The organism is Shewanella cutis, assembly GCF_022410515.1.
GTDB lineage: Bacteria > Pseudomonadota > Gammaproteobacteria > Enterobacterales > Shewanellaceae > Shewanella > Shewanella cutis.
The window spans coordinates 295057-314740 of sequence record NZ_JACSDI010000003.1 but is presented as its reverse complement, the minus strand read 5'-3'; the positions used below and the strand labels follow the sequence as shown (position 1 = coordinate 314740).

Genomic DNA, 19684 nt, shown 5'->3' with positions numbered 1-19684 from the left:
GACTTAATGATATTTTTCACATAACGTCGAAAAGTCACTACTTGGATTGATTAAGAAGTCCTTGCCAACAATAGATGTCATTTCCGCTTCAGAAACCAGTGGATTATTAATCTTAAAAACTGTTCGATGATTCATATTACTTTTTAATAAAAAATCGCAATGCCGCTGATAAAATAATTCATCAAACTTTCCATTAGCAATAATTCGTTTAAGCCCCTCTTGTATTCTTGATGCTAAGCGAGGTTGATCAGGTGCAACGTAATAATAAGTTGCAAGAGGGATATGCAGCAAAATATGGTTATCTACGACTAAATCGGGATAGCGAGACTTAAACAGCTCAATTTCTTTAAATGCTTCATTAATGCCTCGTCCAAAAGTCACAAACCTCCCCATAGATAACATATTAAACAAATTATCATAGTGAATACTCTCAATGACCTTAAACCCTGCACTTTGCATCGCGGCTTTACTTGACCATTGACTGCCAGAGCCTGCCTCTAACGCGACTAGCTGCGACAATGTGTTTACCTTGGCCATAATAGATACATTTTTGTCCTTGATAATAAATACTCTAAAACCCTGAATACCTTTGCGGATAGGAATTTTTATAGGAATTAATTGTTCATCCCACTGAGCATTAGAAGCCTCTGCCATTACATTAATGTTATTACCTTCTAATAACTCCCTAAAATTTCGATTACGGCTCATAGTATCATCAGATATTTGTATCGATGCAACACCAAAATCATTGTTAGTTGCTTCAATAATTAACGTCAAAAGATCATAGGTATATTGATATCGATGGTCATTCTCTGACTCGGGAGGATTCATCTTAAAAGTATCGACAGCATGAGAGTTTGGAATACAGGTCAATATTCCAATACAGAAAAGCCAACTTAACAGACTAACACGCTGAATTATCAACATATATGCTCATTACACTATATTAAAGCTACCCATTAGGTTTAATTTTAGCAGAAAGAATAGCTCCGGCAGATATTCCCTGAACCACATGTCATGAGTCAAACCCAGCAAATAGCTTAGCCTAAGCCGTGGCGAGGCATCTATTTATACAATATAGCATTCCAAAATATTCAATTTGGCGGATAATGTCGCTCTCTATCAATATGCCTTGATCACAACTGATTATTGCATTGTACACATAATACGGAATGCTGGATCAGCTAAGAGTTCTTTTACGCCATTAATCATAAATTGCATTCCCATGCTAATCAGCAAAAAGCCCATTATACGAGTTAAAGCATCAATACCGGTTTTCCCCATAAAACGGCAAACTGGCTGCGCCATTCTTAACACTATCCAACTGGTAAGACTAATTAATGCAAACGCAGCCACCATCCCCGCATAAATGGGCATTCTTTCATAATCTGTTGGTAAATCCGAAATTTGAGCAGCACCACTGATCACTAGCGCCATTGTCCCTGGGCCACACATACTTGGAATCGTTAATGGGACAAATGCAATACTGTCCTCACTAGGCAACTGGTTATCTGATGTGGGCGCAGGAAATAACATTCTGAAGCCTATCACACCTATAATTAATCCCCCCGCTAACCTTAAGCCGGGAATGGATATACCGAAAGTGTTTAAGATTGAAGAACCAATAAAAAAGGTAATGCATAAGGTCAGAAACAGCCAAATCGCAGCAAGGTTAACCTGACGTTTAATAAACGCTGGGGTCTGATCTTTTGTGAGCCCAAGTAATAATGTGGCTGTGGTTGGGGGATTGACCATAGGTAATAGCGCGGTGAAGGCAAGTAATGTCACCTGAAAAAACATAGCAAAACTCCAAAATAGAGGGGGCCTAAATTAAGCCCCCTTTGCACATGTGTTAACGACGTAATTAAACCACTGGACGCGGTATTCTAAAAAATGCAGCGTAAAGCAATGGAATCACAATCAATGTCAACGCGGTCGCAAATAATAAACCAAACATGATCGTCACCGCCATACTCTTAAAGAACGGATCCATAATCAGCGGTGCAACACCTAATATCGTTGTAAGCGCGCCCAATACCACTGGGCGAGCACGGCTGACCGATGCTTGGATTAATCCTTCTAATGCTGGTGTACCGGCGCGAATTTCACTATCCGCTTGGTCAACCAGCACTATCGCGTTTTTCACCATCATCCCGATTAAGCTCAGGAAACCGAGAATCGCCATAAACTCAAAAGGTGTCTTAAATAACACTAAACCGACCACGACCCCAATCACGGCTAATGGCACTGTCAGCCATATCACGAGCGGTTGGCGCAGCGCATTGAACATAAACACCACGGCAAGGATCATCGCGGCAAAACCAAAAGGCGCTGATGAAGCTAAACCTTCGTTGGCATCATTTGAGGCTTTATATTCACCATACCATGTTAGGCTATAGCCTGGTGGCAGTTTAATGGCTTCAATTTGACCACGCACAGCCGAAAATGCCACGTTTGACAGCACGCCCGGCGCAGGATCGGCCTGAACTAAGATAGTCGCTTGCCTGTCAATACGACGCACAATCGCATCTTGCCATTCAACCGCAATGCTACTGACCATTTCACTCATGGGCACTTGGCGACCTGCAACAGGACTGTAAACCAGTAGGCTTTCAATCGCCCGCTCAAATCGACGTTCGCTCTCGGGAGCACGCACGACGAGGGGAATTAAGTCATCGCCTTCACGGTATGAGCCAATCGTCGTCCCCGTGAGTAACTGTGCCAACGCCTGATTAAGCTCTACACTCGTCAGCCCCATTTGCTGCACAACCGTTTGATTATACTGTGGCACCAACACAGGCACTTGCTGACGCCAGTCATCCTGTACAGCAATCAGTTCGGGATTTTGCAACATCACGGCTTTAGCTTGTTCGGCTAGCTCACGTAAAACTTTTGGATCTGGACCACTAAATCCTGCCTCAATTTTCTTACCACCGCCTCGGCCGAGCATAAATTTCCATACCTTGATAGACGCATCAGGATATTGTTCAGAAAGGCCCGTTTGCAGTTTTTCCACCAGCGCTGAGATGTGTTGATAATCGTCCACATCAATTAGTAATTGTCCATAGGCAGGATTGCGGGGCTCGGGTGAATAGGAAAGCATAAACCTCAGCCCTCCGCCTCCGATAAAGCTGGAGATCCCTGTTACCGCGGGTTCTTTGGCAACCTCATCACTGATACGACCAACCACAGAATGGGTGTAGTTAATATCCGTGCCCTGCGGCAAATAAACATCAACAACAAACTGTGGTCTCTGTGATTCCGGCATAAATCCAGGCGGAACCAAACCCATGCTAACTAATGCCAAGGCTAACAGGCCGATTAATCCAAGTCCGGTCAGTTTGCGATGACCAAGCACCCAGATAAGCATCGCACGATATGATGTAAGAATTTTGCCTTCGTCCTGCTCAGCTGATTGCGGCTTAACATGCAAAAACTGATGACATAATAAAGGTGTAATCGTGACCGCAAATACCCAACTGAGCATCATAGAGTAGAGGATTACCCAAAACAGGGACCCCGCATATTCCCCCATATCACTGGGTGATAAACCAATGGCGCTGAATGCGAGAATACCGACTAAGGTTCCGCCTAAGAGTGGCCAAACCGTGGCGTTAACCACATCACTTATCGCCTTTTCACGCGCTTCGCCCTGTTGCAGTTTCACTAATACGCCATCGGTGACCACTATGGCATTGTCGACTAACATCCCGAGCGCAATAATCAGAGCCCCTAAGGAGATACGCTGCATGGCGATATCATCCATCAGCATAATAATCAGGGTACCCGCAACCGTCAGCACCAGCACAAAGCCAATAATAAGCCCCGATCTTACCCCCATAAATAGCAAGAGCACGATAAACACAATCACCACGGCGGCGATAAGATTATCCACAAAATTAGCAACCGAGGCCTTTACCGAATCAGATTGCATGGATACCACATTCAGTTCCATGCCAATAGGACGCTGATTTTCAAGTTCCGCAAGTCGTGCTTTAACCGCATCCCCCATATTAACGACGTTACCGCCGCTAATATTCGAGATACCTAACCCGATGGCACGTTCGCCATTGTAGGCCATCATCAAACTCATGGGCTCCTTGTAGCCACGAACCACATTAGCCACATCTTTAAGCCGTAATGTTTGGCCTTGACTCCCCACTCCAAGTGGCAAATTTTTAAGCGAATCAATACTGTTAACCGCCGCTTTTGGGATAACAGCTAAACGCATATTGCCCGCGGGTAATTCACCGGCCACGGTGACGATATTTTGCTTTTGTAGAACGGTAAAAATTTGCTGGGCGGTCATCCCTAATGACGTCAGGCGCTCAGCAGAAAACTCGAGATAAATTTCTTCCTGACGATTGGCTAAAATAGCTGTTTTTGCCACTCCATCGACTAAAGCCAACTCCTTACTCAAAAAATCAACATAGTCATATAATTGCTTGTCTGAATATCCCTTTCCTGTCACGGCATAAAACAGCGCATAGACATCGGAAAAGTCATCATTCACCATCGCAGGCCCCGCGCCTTTAGGCAATTGCCTTTGCGCATCAGCGATTTTGCGACGTAACTTATCCCATACTTGATCGAGCTCACCTTTGGAGCGGGCAAACTGTAAGTCTATTTCAACCGTGACCTCGGACATGCCCTGTTTGGAGACCGATTTAATCTCCTTTACTTCTTGCAATGCTTGAACAGCAGACTCGATAACATCGGTCACTTCATCTGCCACTTCCTTAGCGGTCGCCCCCGGATAAGGTGTAATCACCACCGCTTGACGGATCACAAACTCAGGATCTTCAAACCGCCCCAATTGTTGATAACTCAAGTAGCCACCGAGCAGCAGCAAACATATGATCACCCAAACGCTGGTTCGCTTGGCAATCGAATAACGAGCAATATCCATTAATTCGACTCCTCAGCATTCATTGGATGTACCTTCATCCCCTGGGTTAACGCATGAACGCCTGCAACCACAATCTTATCGCCAGCGCTGAGGCCTTCTGTCACTTGTATTTGACTACCGAGAAGATTACCTACTTTGATTTGCTGTTGGCTAACAGTGCTGTCTTGTCCAACCAACCAAACAAACTGCGAGCCAGTATTCGATGGCACTACTGCATCAATCGGCACCATAATAGATTTGGCCGCGGCTGACGCATCCATCAACGGATATACTTTAGCCGTCATTCCCGGCAGCAAAGGCGCCGACGAGGGGTCATCAAACCCCAACACAACTTGGTAAGTTTGCGAAATAGGATCAGCATCAGCGGCATAGTAACGGTAAGTCAGATTGAAACGTTGATCTGCTAATCCCTCAATTTCAGCGATAGCATGTTGACCACTCGTTGGCTCTAAAAATAACTTACCGGGAACATTGATCATCACCTCTAAATCGCGAGGATTATGCACCACATAAATAGGTTGATTGGGCTGCACTGTGGCAAAGTTATTCACCAACTTTTGGGCGATTATGCCGTCAAATGGCGCTTTGATTATCGCATTATCCACATCCTGTTGTGCCTTAGAAACCTTATTCGCCGCCAGATCGCGTTTCACTTTTAGCTGCTCCAAATCACTACGAGAAATCGCTTGGCTGGTTGAGAAAATCTTATTGCCACGGTCAAAATCGGTTTGCGCTTGTTTGTATTCCACCTTGGCAGAATCCAATGCGGTTTTTAGCTCTGCATCGTCTAGAGTGGCTAATACTTGACCACGTTCAACTTTATTCCCTTCCTGAGCGACCATAGTCGCCAACTTACCAGATTGCTTAAAAGCCAACTCAGCGCGCTCGGCTGAACGAACTACGCCTGTAAAGTGGGTTTGTGAAACACCTTGAGGCTGAAGCGTCAGAATTAAGGCTGGTCTGGAGATATCCGCAGCAACCGGCGGAGTACTTTGTTCATCGCCACATCCACTCAACACTGTCATAACGCATCCCAAAAATAGGACTCGCTGAAAACCTTGAAGACACTTCATTCCTTACTCCTGACTCAATAATTTATGCCATACATTGAGCATCAATATGCCCTTAAGGACATATTAATATCAATATGATTCTGACGATGTTATTTCGATGGAGTTAGTCTATAACTTATTGATAATTTTTCAAACTTAGGCTCATATATTTATTACTTCAGTCCTATAGTGGTCATCATTTCTGCTAAGCAGTAATGAGAATTTACATTCTATAACGTAATAAAATAATACCTCTAACCGATTAACTTATAATGTAACATCAAGATACTGTTGGTAAAATAATTAGATAAGTGAGTCACTATCATGCTTAATCATTTTTAGTGACTGCCATGCCAATAAAGACCCCACCAGTGGCAAAGTATTTTATTGGCTAATGTAAATCCAACGATATGATTAAATAAGATATCAATAACATAGAACAAATATCAGGTAACAATGAGCGTAAATGATTAAGACTGATTTTCCATCAGACAAATATAATCTTCTAACTCTTGCCCCGGCGTCGGTTCAAAATGGCGGTTAAGCCTTAATAGTCCGGTGATACGATCAACCCGAAAATTACGAAAATCGCTCCGTAGCTCACACCATGTGAGTAAGGTCCAAGTACCACGCCAGAAATAGATCGCCAGCGGCCGTACTTCGCGCTCAGTCAGTGCTTTATTGGCATCTTGATAGAAAAGCTTGACGTACTCGCGACGCTGAGATGCATGACGCAGTGGGTCAAGAAACTGAAACTCATTGGAATCTAAATAAAAATCCGGTGAAAACATTAACGATTGATAGGCTTGCAAACGCTTAGGTAGTACGGCTTCTACTTTTATCATCGCCTGGCGAGCCGCACTCCCAAGCTCTTTGCCACCCCATGTTTGCACCATACGCATACCGACTTGAATCGCTTCTAATTCGGCCTCGTTAAACATCAGCGGCGGCACATTCACTTCGTGGCGCAAGAGATATCCCACGCCCGCCTCCCCTTCAATGGGAATGCCGCTCAAACATAAATCCTGCACATCGCGGTACACGGTGCGGGTCGAGACTTCTAAACGATCTGCCAGCTCTTGGGCGGTCGTTAGCCTTCGATGTTTAAGAATTTGCACTATTTGGAATAGGCGGTCGGCACGGCGCATGGACAGTAATCACACCTTAAATTGGCTTTGCGGCAATGTTGGGATCTTACCCGCTAAAGTGGGCTAGCCCAAGCGATAGTGTATAAGCACAGTGTTATGGATTCGGCCTACACGATCCCGATATAAATCTCGACCTTATCGGCACTTCGATACACTTCAAAGTCCGTTTGATAACCACGCTGGTGCGGACAATCAGGGGCACTAAAGTAGCGCCAAATCTGTCCCCAAAGATCAACCACACAGTGGGGCATTTCCCCCTCGGCACTAAACTTAAGGTAATTCCCCTCACGTAGCTGTAATGCCGTAAAAGGGCCGGTCTCGCTGACAGACTCAACGCTTTTCCCCACTAAAACCGAATAGTCTCCCGTCATATCGGATTCATAGTCGTAGTAAACCCCATACATGGGAGAATCGAGCATCGTCGTGAGTTGAGATGACTCAAAGAATGCCTGCCAAAGCACTGCAATCTTACCGCCCTCAGCCGCCATTTCAGCGCTATTATTGGTGCGCACACTCAGCCCTAGCATAGGTTGAGCCGTCATAAAAACCTGTTCCATTATCCTTTCACCTTCATCACTGAAATTTGCTATTGCTTGTTTTAGATCGATAGTAAGACGTTATTGCCCGTCGCGCTTTATCCGCAAAACAGACCTTATACCAATCACATTAAATATGTAATCAGTTCAGAGCCTCACAGGCATCTCAATCCAAGGCGCATTGACGAAGAAATGGTATTCCCTTTTAAGTCAATGTAACACGGGAGTGAGATGCCTGTGAGGCTCCCGAAGGGCGGGGTTGAACGGGCTTTATACTGCGTTTAAGGCTTTCGACAGAGCGCCACTATGCCTTCAAGCCTTCGCCTTGTCTAAAGCCCGTTTAACTCCCGCTGAATGAACAGATATTTAATACGATTGGTATAATCCACTTGAGGTAAAAAGCGGCGTAATAAAGTCAGTACAAAGAGCCGTGCCCAAGGCACGACTCGTTAGGATATTAATTAACCAGAGCTCTGGATAAGCAGAGCCGCTGAATAGGCATCTTTTCGCGCCTCTCTGCGTTGCTTGTCTAGCCATAGCTCGCTATGGCGTACGACAGAGCGCCTTGATATGCGCAAAAATCTGCGCATTCAGTCAGAAAATAGATTTTTTCCTTTTCGAAATAATCAGTTATAGCATTGATTTAGTTTGCTAAATTTAGATTTTTCGACACTCGTTACCCAGAGTTCAGGTTAATTACTGATTTTGCGACCAGAGGCCGACCTTATTGCCTTCGATATCCACAAACAGCGCGATATAACCACAACTGCCATCCTTGATAGGCGTCACAGGCAATAGCATAGTTACATTGGCGGCCACGAGTTTATCCACTAGAGGTTGCAATTGTGCGCTGAAATGCAGATATACCGTGCTACCATCCATCGACGGTTTACTCATGCTGCACTTGACTAGGCCAATGCTTGGTGCGCCTTCATCCTCTGTTTCAATCGTGGCGTATTGCATGTCTTCCATATCGTCACGCTTAAATTCAACCCCAAAATGTTGCTGATAAAAAGCAATAGCACGATCCATATCATTGACAGGAATTTCTCCCCAAACTAACGGTGCAATTGATAACATTTTCACTTTCTCCTTGTTGAAAAATGCCAATGATTCATCATTTTATAAATGTGTATCACCAGCGGACGACAACAAGAATAAAACAAGGCTACTGACAACATCATGTCAGTAGCCTTTGAGTAAAAGTGAATTTATTTAACGAAGGGGAATAGAGTTACTTAGGCAAACTCGCCTGATGGGCCGAGATAAATGTCTCCATCGCCTGAATTGCCCGCGCTTGAGCGCTGGCTAAGGTATCTTGCGCCGTCATAGGTTCTACAACCTCGTAGTAACACTTGATTTTGGGCTCAGTGCCCGATGGCCGTACTATCACCCGCGCGCCATTGGCTAAACGATAGGTTAATACATCACTGGCGGGCAGATTGATTTTCTCGACCTTGCCATCGGCAAAACGGCGCTCTAATGCCTTGAGATCATCGGTTGACACCACGGCATGCTCACCAATCGTCAGCGGCGGATGCTCACGCAGATACGCGCCGATATTAGGCGTGTCGGGTTTTAAGGCAATGCTGACTTGGGCATTGAGATGGAAACCCTGCTCGCGGTAAATCTGCTCAAGCCTATCCCAAATGGTTTGTCCTTTGGCAGCAAGCTCTGCCGTTAATTGGGCGAAGGCAACGAGAGCAGACAGGCCGTCCTTATCCCACACCATGCTACCGACGGTGTAACCTAGAGCTTCTTCGTAAGCAAACAGGAATTGATTATCAGGCTGACTCAGTTCAATCCCCACATTCATCAGCCATTTAAAACCAGTGAGCGTGGTATAGCTTTCAACGCCAAAGCCTTTAGCGATTTTAGATAACAGACTGGAGGACACAATGGTTGTACCAACGAGACGTTGATCTGCACTTGCATGACTCAGGAGATAATGGCCAAAGAGTACGCCCACTTGATCCCCCGTCAACATTTGATACTCGCCATCATCCTTGCGCACAGCAACGGCAAATCTATCGGCATCGGGGTCATTGGCGCAGGCGAGCATAGCACCATGCTTTTTCGCTTCGGCGATGACTAAGTCCATCGCGCCCTTTTCTTCCGGATTGGGAAAATTCACCGTAGGGAAATCACCATCTGGCTCGCGCTGCGCCGCCACCGAGTAGACTTGGGTAAAACCGGCATCCTTAAGCACGGTTTCAGCCATATCCGCGCCAACGCCGTGCATGGCGGTATAGGCAAGGCTGACTTTTTCAGGCGCGGTATGATTTTGCAGCACCTTGGCATGCATTACGCCGCGGCGGTAGGTTTCATAATAATCATCATTAAGCCAAATCAGTTTGCCCTGCTTGATGGCGTCGGCCTGTTCCATAAACGGAATAGCTTGAGTCGCTGCCAGCTCAATCTTGGCAGCAATGCCTGAGTCATGGGGCGGAATAATCTGCGCGCCATTTTCCCAATATACTTTATAACCATTGTATTGTGGCGGATTATGGCTGGCAGTCACCACAATGCCGGCGGCGGCATTAAAATGTTTCACCCCAAAGGCCACCAGCGGCGTTGGTGCGACTTTTGCGGTTAAGCGCACCTTAATCCCCATGGCGGTGAGTACGCTGGCGGTATCATGGGCAAAAGTGTATGAATCATGGCGGCCATCGTAACCAATCACAACGCCACGTTCGGCCGCATCATGGATCTGGTCCAGTAGATAGGCGCCAAGTCCAGCCGATGTTTGGCGGATCACCAGCCGATTCATGCCCATAGGACCTGCGCCCACCACACCGCGTAACCCTGCGGTTCCAAACTCTAAACGCCCCGCAAAACGCGCTGCGAGTTCGGCGTCATTTCCGGCGTCGATTAAGGCTTGCAGTTGCGCCTGAGTGCGGGGATCGGGATCATTTTTAAGCCAATGCTGAATTTGTAATTGCAGATGAGTATTCATAGGTTGCCTCAGTGAAAATCATTTTCAATTACCTTAGAAAAATCCATGCGGAAGAACAAGCACATTTGCACTTCTCACAGTGTATTTGAGTGTAAAGAAGGCGAATGTTGCAACTTAAAAGCGATGAAATAACCCAAACTATCGATTAGTTAACTCTGTTAATTCTTGGGTAACAGCAAGCCGTGGCTCGTCGAAATAGCTTGCCACCTCAAGCTAAAATGTATCGAAACAGGCCACAGGTAAACAGTGTTAACGCAGAAGATTAATCGACACTACGTTAGAAAACAGATCCGTTTCGCAATCCTGCTCCAGTTGGCGGCGCCAAGGTTTATCACACACTCGTACCAGATAGTAAGTATCGCGCCCTGTGTCCGTCACAAATGCCATACCAAAACGCATCAACTCGTAGTGAATATCATGGACAAATACTAATGAGAAATTTTGACGCCCAGTCAGCTGATTAATATCTTCTCGCGTTAGACTGACGCCCTTTTCCACACCTTCGAAGCGTTTCATTAACCAATGAGCAAATTCTTTCGCACTCACCATAGACATGATCGTTCTCCTCGTTATACAAACCTCGGCATAAAGGCCTGGCTCGCTGTAATCTGTTAGATTGTTGGCAATCATGGAGTAACCTAATCTCCTGTATCTCAGAATGAGTCCAACTGTCGCCAACTTGGCAAGATAATGGCTTAAGCCACTCATTTGATGATGCGAATAATTTATTGTTATTAGTGCAAAGCTGAAAAAGCTCAGAACTATGGCTCGATTGAACGAAATTCAGGTCTTTTAACGCTTCAAAAACACTGAGCCAAACTGTCTGTCTATACGAAAAATAGAACAGTTTGCGCACTTTTACCAAATTCAACAACGGGAAAAACTAACGGTGGCATCGGAAGATGTTCAATCATACCGACACAAATTGATGCTACAGGTTTAATAAAAAACTGGCGGACTGTTAATAAAAAAACTGACGCACTCTGGCGTCAGTTTTTAGGGTTGTGTTACAGCTTAAAGATATTGTCCCTCGCATCGCGGTCAATCAACTTCACAAAGGGATCGACACCCACATAACTGGGCTTTTCAGCTAAGGTAATGGTGAGTTTATTTTCACCGCTCACTAAGTGATGTTTTTCGAGCAACAAAATTTGCTTTTCATCTTTAAGCTTATCAGGGTCGGCACTAAAGGCGCCTATGTCTATAGACATATCCAAAGGCTGCTCGGCTTCTTCACCTTTACCTGTAGCTACCTTTCTGCTTGCATAAATCGTTAACTCAAGCTGCGTTTTACCATCTGGTAATGTTTTTGCTACTGCGTTGGTAAGGCGCAAATCATAGAGCGTGATGTCATTGAAAGATTCATCGATAAAACGCGACTGAACCTCATCCGTCCCCTGCTTTAGATAACTCACTAAATCTAACGTGATGGGGAAAGGATCATTACGAAATTTATAGCGTGTCAAAAAGGCTTTGAGGTTTGCATTTAACTTGGCCTCCCCTAGCACATCCTTAATGGCCATCATCACCACAGAACCTTTTTGGTAATGAATGTACTGCTGATTTTCGCTACGCAGTAATGGCTGCTCTTTTATCGACTCAGCTGAACGACCACGCAAATAGCGATCAAGCTCATATTTCAAGAACTTGCGGATCATTTTATCGCCATACTTATGCTCTAACACCATCAGCGCCGAATACTGTGACAGACTTTCGGAGATCACCGCACTGCCCTGAACATCCGCCGCCCCCACTTGGTGTCCCCACCACTGGTGAGCGACTTCATGGGCAGTGACATAATATACAGGGTCAATATTATCCTCATTGCGTAAATCGGTAATAAAGCCAATACGCTCGGAGTAAGGCACAGTATTGGCGAAACTTTGTGCGAAACTTCGGTATCCAGGAAACTCCATAATACGCATTTGCTTATGCTGATACGGACCAAATGCAGCCGTGTAATAATCGATTGAATCCTTAACCGACTCCACCATTCGAGCAACGTTCCAAGGATGATCCACATGGTAGTACACCTCAACGGCAACCCCATGATGTTCAACCTTTTCAACCTGATAACGGCCAGAGATAATGGCATAGAAGTTCACCATTGGGCTGTCCATCAAATAATGGAAGTATTGGCGACCATCTTGCTGCCACTGCTTTTGCAAATAGCCAGGCGCGAGCGCAATTTGATCCGCACTGGTTGAAATGGTGGCTTCAAATTGAATGAAATCACCATCTACCCCAAAAAAGTTTTGCTGATAGAAACGGCTATCCTCAAGCTTATTGGCGCGATCTTTTTCTGCCAGCCCACGTTTTTGGCGTTCATGGCGGTCCATCAGCTCATAACCGTCTTGATAACCAAATAAGGGTAAGAGCTCAAGGTTATTGATAAAAGTGCCATTTTCTACCACGGATAAATCAAAACCAGACTCGGCCATACCGACAGACTCACGCACTAATTCAATATTACCCACCACCAACTGTCCTGGCTGCACTGGCGTTGAAAACGTCAGCCACGCGTTGCGATAGCGGCGATCAAACTCGCCAAGGTGCGTATTCGGAATATTGATTTTTACCGTTTCAGCCTGAGTATGCTCGGGGAACTGCACTAGCATCTTTTCAATTGGCTTATCCGACTTGTTTTGCCATTCAAACATCACCTTAGCGGCTATTTTTCGCTGCTCAGGGAAAATATCGACATTAGCATTAACCCGAGTGGTCACTAAAATAGGCATGCCTTGATATTGTTTGAACGTCTTTTCGTAATCAGCTTGTAAATCCGTGGTTTCATCTTGGGTAAGGTAGTGATTAACCACCTTGGTCTGATAAAACAAATAACTCCCAGAGCCCACAAAGATCACCAGAGCCGCCGCTATAATCACCTTGCCATTGTGGCCAAGTTGATAACCTAATAATCCTAATCGGGTTTTAAGACTTTGCTGTGGCCCACGGTGGTACAATCCATAGCCTAAGACAAACAACAAGACACTAAAGGCGCCCCAATAAATCATATACAAACTATGGCTGAGTAAGCCCCAACCATAACCGTTCATATCTGAGTAACTGACGCTGGGTGATTGGCCAAAGTTATACAAACTATGGCCAAAGCCCCAATTGGCCATCACAAAGGTAGTCAGGTAATAGGCGACAAACAGCCCCATCCCTGCGTATTTATTAGGGCTAAGAACCTGAAGGAAAAACGCTAATACTGAGGTCATCAGCAAAGGCAGCAGGTAATAAAATCCAAGGCGGATCAGATATTGGGATATTTCTAAATTGCTTTGCCCTTTAATCAGCTGAAACACTATGGTGGTGCCCATCGCGAGCAAATAGAGTAAGGTCATCACAATCAGCACGGCGACTAATTTTGACGCCCAAAAACTTAAGTTAGATACTGGTACGCTATCTACGATATCGCCCATGCCAGAGCTACGCTCCCGCCATACAATTTCGGCGCTGTAATAAATCAGCACGATCACCATTAATAATCCAGTGGCACCGGCAATGTTATCCACCATATCCTGAGTTAAAGGCCAGTTGGAGGTACCGTACCACCCAAAGTCATCAAACATGGGGCCGACTAAATTGAAAATGGTTAGTGCACCCAATACTACAAAGGGCGCAGTAAATAGCACTTGGCGAACCTCAAACTTCACCCGAGTCCAAAATTGCAATCTACCATTAGGCAGGGTTGCCATCGCGAGTGCAGTGAGAGGGACTAAATCAGGGATTTTGTCGACTTTGGAAGACTTTTTATCACGCTTTTTCGTCAGAGTTGGTTGACTAAAAATCCCCGACATCGCGAGTAATACGCCAGCAATCGCTAACCAAAGTGCGCGGTTTTGTAACACAAGCCCTGACAATTCGAGTAACTGATGATTCTTTTCGCTGATCGTCCAATAGCGGGTCACTTCGGCAAAGGTGCGCAGTGCAAATGGATCGAGCAAGGCCGCAATGGTGCGATATTGCGGCTGGCTCGCCATTTCGCCAGTCAGCGTGTACAGCACCAACATAGCCACCGCGGTTAAATACAAGGCCATCAATGAGCGAAAACGGCTTGCCATCGCATAAAATAGGCATGAAATCAGCAGTAAACTTGGGACAGACAACTGCAAATACGGTATCAAATAGTGACTCAAGGCAAAGGGCCCAAAGCGACTCGCGTCGACCCATGGCATAAATGAGCCCAACATCAAACCAATTGGCACAAAGGCAAATACGGCCAACACCACCATAAAACTGCCTAAAAAGCGGCCGAATTGATAGGCGAATGGAGACAAAGGTTTACTGTAGACAAGCTCCTCCATCAAATGCTGATGGTTACGAATCGCAGTGCTGCCGACAAAATTCACGACCGCAAACATAGAGATAAGCCCCATGATCAGCAAGGTTTGGCTAATGCTAAAAGGACTGTTTTTCATCACTTCGCCACCGCTACCAATTTGAATATTATTGGAGGCTACGGATAAAAAACTCATTAAAAACAATAAAAAAGAAACAACGTAAAAGGATGGCTGACGTAAATAATAACGCCACTCAAATCTCAACATAGATAACAGCATAGGGTTTGCTCCTTAAGCTGCCTGATGGCGATGGCTGTGCAAGGTTGAGAAATACAAATCCTCAAGCCCAGCTGCGGCGGGAGTAAAACCTTCAGGGCACGTCTCGGCCATCACATTCAGAACGGTTCGCCCTGCGAGTAATCGTTTAGAAATCACAGGTAAGGTATTTTCGAGTCGTTGAGCTTCAGCCTGATCGACCGTTTTAGTCCAAATTTTTTCGGTTAACTCGCTTACTAATTGTTGTGGATTACCCTGTAATAAAATTTTTCCTGAAGCTAACACCGCCATATTGGCGCACAGCTCAGACACATCTTCCACAATATGAGTCGAGAGGATCACCACTTTTTCCTCACCTAGACTCACCAACAGGTTATGGAAGCGATTGCGCTCTTCAGGATCGAGCCCTGCGGTTGGCTCATCAACAATCAATAATTTAGGATCGCCAAGTAACGCCTGAGCAATCCCAAAACGTTGCCGCATCCCCCCAGAAAAGCCACTTACCGCCTTATTCTTATGTTGATACAAGTTAGTGTGCGCCAGTAAACCTTCCACGATTTCTTTGCGTTGTTTGCTCTGATTAATGCCTTTTAGCACCGCAAGATGATCTAACAAGTCGTAGGCACTGATCCGCGGGTAAACATTAAAGTCCTGCGGTAAATAACCTAAAGTTTTGCGTAACGAGTGCGGATCAGCTAACACATCAATCCCGTCGAAAACGATGCTGCCACTATCAGCACTTTGCAGTGCAGCAATAGTACGCATGAGAGAGGATTTACCCGCCCCATTAGGGCCAAGCAGCCCAAACATTCCCTTAGAAATCGTTAAGTTAACCCCATCAAGCGCCCTAACGCCGTTATCGTAGGTTTTGGTTAAATCAGTAATTGTTAGCATGCTTCCCTCTTGCTTTTGTGTTCAAAATAGCACCACGTTATCATAAATATTTAACCAGTACAGTAGTTACTAATATATTCATACACTTACCGAATAGACGCCCAAAAAATGCGAATAGGAATCCTAAATTACACACAAGAAAAAAGGGCTCAACATGAGCCCTTCTACATTGAAAATACAAATAATTGTTAACGTGTTAACTTTATCGCTATGGCGAGCATAAAATACAACTCCTTACATAAATCACGTGTTAACGGGATGGCAGCGTGCCATCGAAAACACGCACATTAATATTCTTCTGCAGATTTTGCTGATCCTGTTGCCACTCTTGCCATTGGGTAAGGCTAATACTGAGTTGCAGCGAGAAATCAGTCGAGATCCACTGTTGTTGCCCTTGAGGATATTTAGGTAAGGGCACGATATTTTGAGGACCCGTGAAGGATTCAGCACACTGGAAGGACTTAAAATACACTTGGTCAATCGCAAGATCGAGTTTGCTGGGCGTTGTCAAACATTGGCCACTACCAGGCTCTTGATACGACGCAAACTGGTACATAATTGCGGGGGTGTTGTTGGTGCTATCGGGCACTGAAGCCGTTTGATGGCAAGATAAGCAGCTACTCAAGGCATTATCAGCTGGACCATTTAAGCGTCCATTACAGCCTAAATGTCCCGCATTGGTTTTTTCATTTAAACGTGTAACAACCTCTTGAAATACCGCGCTATCTTTAAGGCCTGATACAGGGTTTTGTGGAAATGCTGCCGCACCCACAGTGACGGGCGGCGTATCATTACCCCACATAAGCCCAAGCGGTGAAATACGGTTCCAAGGATTTATTTCCTTAGCTTTAAACTGTCCATCGGCCACAAAGGTACCATAAGCCCAACCAACGGGTGAACGGCTGTCACGCACTGCTATATCAAACTGTAATAGGTAAACATCGGCGACAGAACGCGGGCATTGCTCGGTTTCTTGTTGAAAACTACAGGCGCTGCCATCGGCATTTTTACACTCACAATACTCACTTGCACTGATATTGGCGCGCCATACCGGCACATTTTCTAAGAAGGGGTAATTATTAGGTGTTGCGGTGGTAAATAGCAATTTGCCAATCACACTGCCTTCGTTAAAGGCAAAATTACTTTGAGGCATCACAGGAGAGTCCGCACCTGTCCATACCTTTGAGATGCTGTTGGCCGCTTGTGGATTATAAAATCCCACCGCCCACATGGTGGTTTTAATCTCCCCTTGCCCTTTGATTGTCATCGTTACTGGAGCTTCACGGGTCAATCCATGAATAAACTCTCGACCACTCATCGGGTCATAGGTCTGATATGGAATGTGATACCAAGAACGTACTTTATTGTTGCATAGGTCCCAGTCGGTATTAACATCACCGCTGTCGATATTCCCTTCTTGGATATACGCCATCACCGCCCAGAGATAATTCCACGCTTGGGTATTCTTATCTTTTTCAGAGAGATTTTTATCAAATGGATTGAACTTAAGCCATGGCATTTGTGTATCAGCTTTAGCACTCGAGTAAGCATCACTTAACCGAAAAATAGGTCCCTGCCATCCGGGATAGGCTTGATTAATGATGACTTGATTATCCCACATACCCGTTTTGCTAAAGGCTGGGTCTTGAAAATAGCTAGGATAGGTTCCTGTACAGGTAGTGCTAGCGGGAGATTTGTGTTGACTAACTTGGGGTTGTGCAGCTTGAGCAGTAAATCCCAAAAACGCACATAAAAATAAGCTCGCGATTGGCAATTTCATAGTTTCATCCTTGAAAGTATTCGTCATATTCAGTTTTGCATCTTTATGATGCAAATTAAGCATAGACTAATTTTTGACGTTGCAATTAGCGCTCTTTATTTTCATAAAAAAAGCCATTGAGCATCTGCTCAATGGCCTTAATTTATCAATATATGACCGTCGTTACTTCTGCTCGCGCGTCTTCCACAATGAGAATAAAACACCCGCAAGCAGTAGACCAAAGGTGACGCCTAGGGATAACGCAGTTGGGATCTTAAAGTCCACAATACCTTCATGATTGAAGTACACCAACCCCACTTTTACGCCGATAAACACTAACACGACCGACAACGCATACTTGAGGTACTCGAAACGATGCACCATGGCCGCGAGGGCAAAATACAATGCCCTCAAACCTAAAATAGCAAAGATATTAGAGGTATAGACGATGAAGGGATCTTGGGTAATCGCAAAAATCGCCGGGATACTGTCAACCGCAAACACCAGATCCGCGGTTTCCACTAAGATCAACGCCAAGAACAAGGGCGTTGCCCACCAGCCTTTGCTGAGTTGATGCTCCTCTCCCCTTACCCAAAACTTCTCTTGATGAAGGCTTGGGGTAAAACGCATTTTAGAGCGTAACCATTTGTAAAACTTATTATCTTGGATATCACCATGCTCATCATCGGAAAAGAGCATCTTAATACCGGTGAAAATCAAGAACAGGCCAAACAACACCAACACACCTTGGTATTGCGCCACCAGCGCCGCGCCTAAGCCAATCATAATCGCACGTAGCACAATAACGCCCATGATCCCCCAGAATAACACTCGGTGTTGATACAGACGGGGAATACCTAAACTACTGAAAATCAATGCAATAACAAAGACGTTATCCATCGACAGCGATTTTTCGATAAGGTAACCCGTGAGATATTCCATCCCCGCGGTCGAACCCTTGTACCACCATAACCAAGCACCAAATAATAGCCCCATACAAATATAAAAGGCCGATAACTTGAGGCTCTCTGCGACAGTGATTTCATGCTGCTCTTTGTGTAGCACGCCTAAATCAAAGGCTAACAACGCCAACACAAAGCCAAAAAACATTAACCAAACCCATATCGGGTAACCCACAAATAGCGTGGTAAAAAACTCCATAACACTCCCTAAAACCTAAAAATACCGAGTTTTCTCGGCCACATCGCCATGCTCGATCTTAATACTTAGCGGCACCAAAAACAGTGAAACAGGGTAAAAAGTTTAAAATAGCAGATTAAAATTTGTTTAAATCCATACTAAACAGCCAAAACAACTAGTTGCACTAGATCCTATCTTCGAAGCATTTATCGTACTCTTATCAGATTTAAGCCTAGTCCTAACGCTCACGGGATCATCACTACTTACGCCTTAGCCAGCACAAATCGATAGCGTTTGCACTAACGGTGTGAAAAGCGAGCTGTTTGAGCGCACTGTTTAACACTTGAGTATTAAGCGAAAATGAAAAATCCGCGGGCAAGAATGGCCGCATGAAATAGCGTAACTGGCGAGTATAACTATCCACTGCAAGGGGTAAAAAATGATTCGATAAAAAGTGCAAAACTATTCGCGCCCGAGCAGACGACGCGCGACTAGTACCACAAGATGCAGTAACAACAAACCACTAAAGGCTGAGCAGAAAAACAGTAAGGCGATGGAGTTGACCTCACGTGGAGCGTCACTGTAGAGATACCACCACAACGGCCAACCGATAAGCGACAGCAACGTCAACTGCCACATGCAGCGTTTGCAGCGGCCAATCTTTTGCTGAAAAATCGAAGTATTACAATCGTCGCACGCCATTAACGTTTTAATCCATTAGCTTACCG

14 protein-coding genes are annotated in these 19684 nt (G+C 45.1%); all 14 read right to left on the bottom strand.

Translation table 11 applies throughout. The features are described from left to right. Positions 1-3: 3 nt before the first annotated feature. Positions 4-927, bottom strand: a complete 924-nt coding sequence (locus H9J30_RS08055; protein ID WP_240130541.1) for a type 2 periplasmic-binding domain-containing protein — start codon at positions 925-927, stop codon at positions 4-6. Positions 928-1146: 219 nt separating this feature from the next. After that, complete coding sequence (locus H9J30_RS08050) at positions 1147-1800, bottom strand: MarC family NAAT transporter (protein WP_240130540.1); 654 nt, start codon at positions 1798-1800, stop codon at positions 1147-1149. 64 nt (positions 1801-1864) lie between these two features. After that, positions 1865-4909, bottom strand: a complete 3045-nt coding sequence (locus H9J30_RS08045; RefSeq protein WP_240130539.1) for an efflux RND transporter permease subunit — start codon at positions 4907-4909, stop codon at positions 1865-1867. After that, positions 4909-5934, bottom strand: a complete 1026-nt coding sequence (locus H9J30_RS08040) for an efflux RND transporter periplasmic adaptor subunit (protein WP_240130538.1) — start codon at positions 5932-5934, stop codon at positions 4909-4911. The genes H9J30_RS08045 and H9J30_RS08040 overlap by 1 nt, the downstream gene beginning before the upstream one ends. A 497-nt stretch (positions 5935-6431) precedes the next feature. Continuing rightward, positions 6432-7109, bottom strand: coding sequence for a helix-turn-helix transcriptional regulator (locus H9J30_RS08035; RefSeq protein ID WP_240130537.1), 678 nt, complete (start codon positions 7107-7109; stop codon positions 6432-6434). A gap of 107 nt (positions 7110-7216) precedes the next feature. Next, positions 7217-7666, bottom strand: coding sequence for a GyrI-like domain-containing protein (locus tag H9J30_RS08030; RefSeq protein WP_240130536.1), 450 nt, complete (start codon positions 7664-7666; stop codon positions 7217-7219). A gap of 675 nt (positions 7667-8341) precedes the next feature. Continuing rightward, complete coding sequence (locus H9J30_RS08025; RefSeq protein WP_240130636.1) at positions 8342-8725, bottom strand: VOC family protein; 384 nt, start codon at positions 8723-8725, stop codon at positions 8342-8344. Between the two features lie 154 nt (positions 8726-8879). Then, entirely contained in the window at positions 8880-10601 is a 1722-nt protein-coding gene (locus tag H9J30_RS08020; RefSeq protein WP_240130535.1) for a phospho-sugar mutase, read from the bottom strand. A 249-nt stretch (positions 10602-10850) separates the two neighbouring features. Next, positions 10851-11156 carry a hypothetical protein gene (locus H9J30_RS08015; RefSeq protein ID WP_011071883.1) on the bottom strand — a complete coding sequence of 102 codons (306 nt, stop codon included), beginning with the start codon at positions 11154-11156 and terminating at the stop codon, positions 10851-10853. Between the two features lie 452 nt (positions 11157-11608). Then, complete coding sequence (locus H9J30_RS08010) at positions 11609-15166, bottom strand: ABC transporter permease/M1 family aminopeptidase (RefSeq protein WP_240130534.1); 3558 nt, start codon at positions 15164-15166, stop codon at positions 11609-11611. Positions 15167-15178: 12 nt separating this feature from the next. After that, a complete protein-coding gene (locus H9J30_RS08005; protein WP_240130533.1) occupies positions 15179-16057 on the bottom strand; it encodes an ABC transporter ATP-binding protein in 879 nt (292 codons plus the stop codon). Between the two features lie 250 nt (positions 16058-16307). Continuing rightward, positions 16308-17837 carry a hypothetical protein gene (locus H9J30_RS08000; RefSeq protein ID WP_240130532.1) on the bottom strand — a complete coding sequence of 510 codons (1530 nt, stop codon included), beginning with the start codon at positions 17835-17837 and terminating at the stop codon, positions 16308-16310. 162 nt (positions 17838-17999) lie between these two features. After that, positions 18000-18977, bottom strand: a complete 978-nt coding sequence (locus H9J30_RS07995; protein WP_037417025.1) for a TerC family protein — start codon at positions 18975-18977, stop codon at positions 18000-18002. Positions 18978-19418: 441 nt separating this feature from the next. After that, positions 19419-19658 (bottom strand): DUF3624 domain-containing protein, encoded by a 240-nt coding sequence (locus H9J30_RS07990; RefSeq protein ID WP_240130531.1) that lies wholly within the window; start codon positions 19656-19658, stop codon positions 19419-19421. Positions 19659-19684: the final 26 nt, after the last annotated feature.

Coding starts and splice junctions, on each gene's coding strand:
- H9J30_RS08055 (WP_240130541.1), bottom strand. CDS start 927: ATGTTGATAATTCAGCGTGTTAGTCTGTTAAGTTGGCTTTTCTGTATT.
- H9J30_RS08050 (WP_240130540.1), bottom strand. CDS start 1,800: ATGTTTTTTCAGGTGACATTACTTGCCTTCACCGCGCTATTACCTATG.
- H9J30_RS08045 (WP_240130539.1), bottom strand. CDS start 4,909: ATGGATATTGCTCGTTATTCGATTGCCAAGCGAACCAGCGTTTGGGTG.
- H9J30_RS08040 (WP_240130538.1), bottom strand. CDS start 5,934: ATGACAGTGTTGAGTGGATGTGGCGATGAACAAAGTACTCCGCCGGTT.
- H9J30_RS08035 (WP_240130537.1), bottom strand. CDS start 7,109: ATGCGCCGTGCCGACCGCCTATTCCAAATAGTGCAAATTCTTAAACAT.
- H9J30_RS08030 (WP_240130536.1), bottom strand. CDS start 7,666: ATGGAACAGGTTTTTATGACGGCTCAACCTATGCTAGGGCTGAGTGTG.
- H9J30_RS08025 (WP_240130636.1), bottom strand. CDS start 8,725: ATGTTATCAATTGCACCGTTAGTTTGGGGAGAAATTCCTGTCAATGAT.
- H9J30_RS08020 (WP_240130535.1), bottom strand. CDS start 10,601: ATGAATACTCATCTGCAATTACAAATTCAGCATTGGCTTAAAAATGAT.
- H9J30_RS08015 (WP_011071883.1), bottom strand. CDS start 11,156: ATGTCTATGGTGAGTGCGAAAGAATTTGCTCATTGGTTAATGAAACGC.
- H9J30_RS08010 (WP_240130534.1), bottom strand. CDS start 15,166: ATGCTGTTATCTATGTTGAGATTTGAGTGGCGTTATTATTTACGTCAG.
- H9J30_RS08005 (WP_240130533.1), bottom strand. CDS start 16,057: ATGCTAACAATTACTGATTTAACCAAAACCTACGATAACGGCGTTAGG.
- H9J30_RS08000 (WP_240130532.1), bottom strand. CDS start 17,837: ATGAAATTGCCAATCGCGAGCTTATTTTTATGTGCGTTTTTGGGATTT.
- H9J30_RS07995 (WP_037417025.1), bottom strand. CDS start 18,977: ATGGAGTTTTTTACCACGCTATTTGTGGGTTACCCGATATGGGTTTGG.
- H9J30_RS07990 (WP_240130531.1), bottom strand. CDS start 19,658: ATGGCGTGCGACGATTGTAATACTTCGATTTTTCAGCAAAAGATTGGC.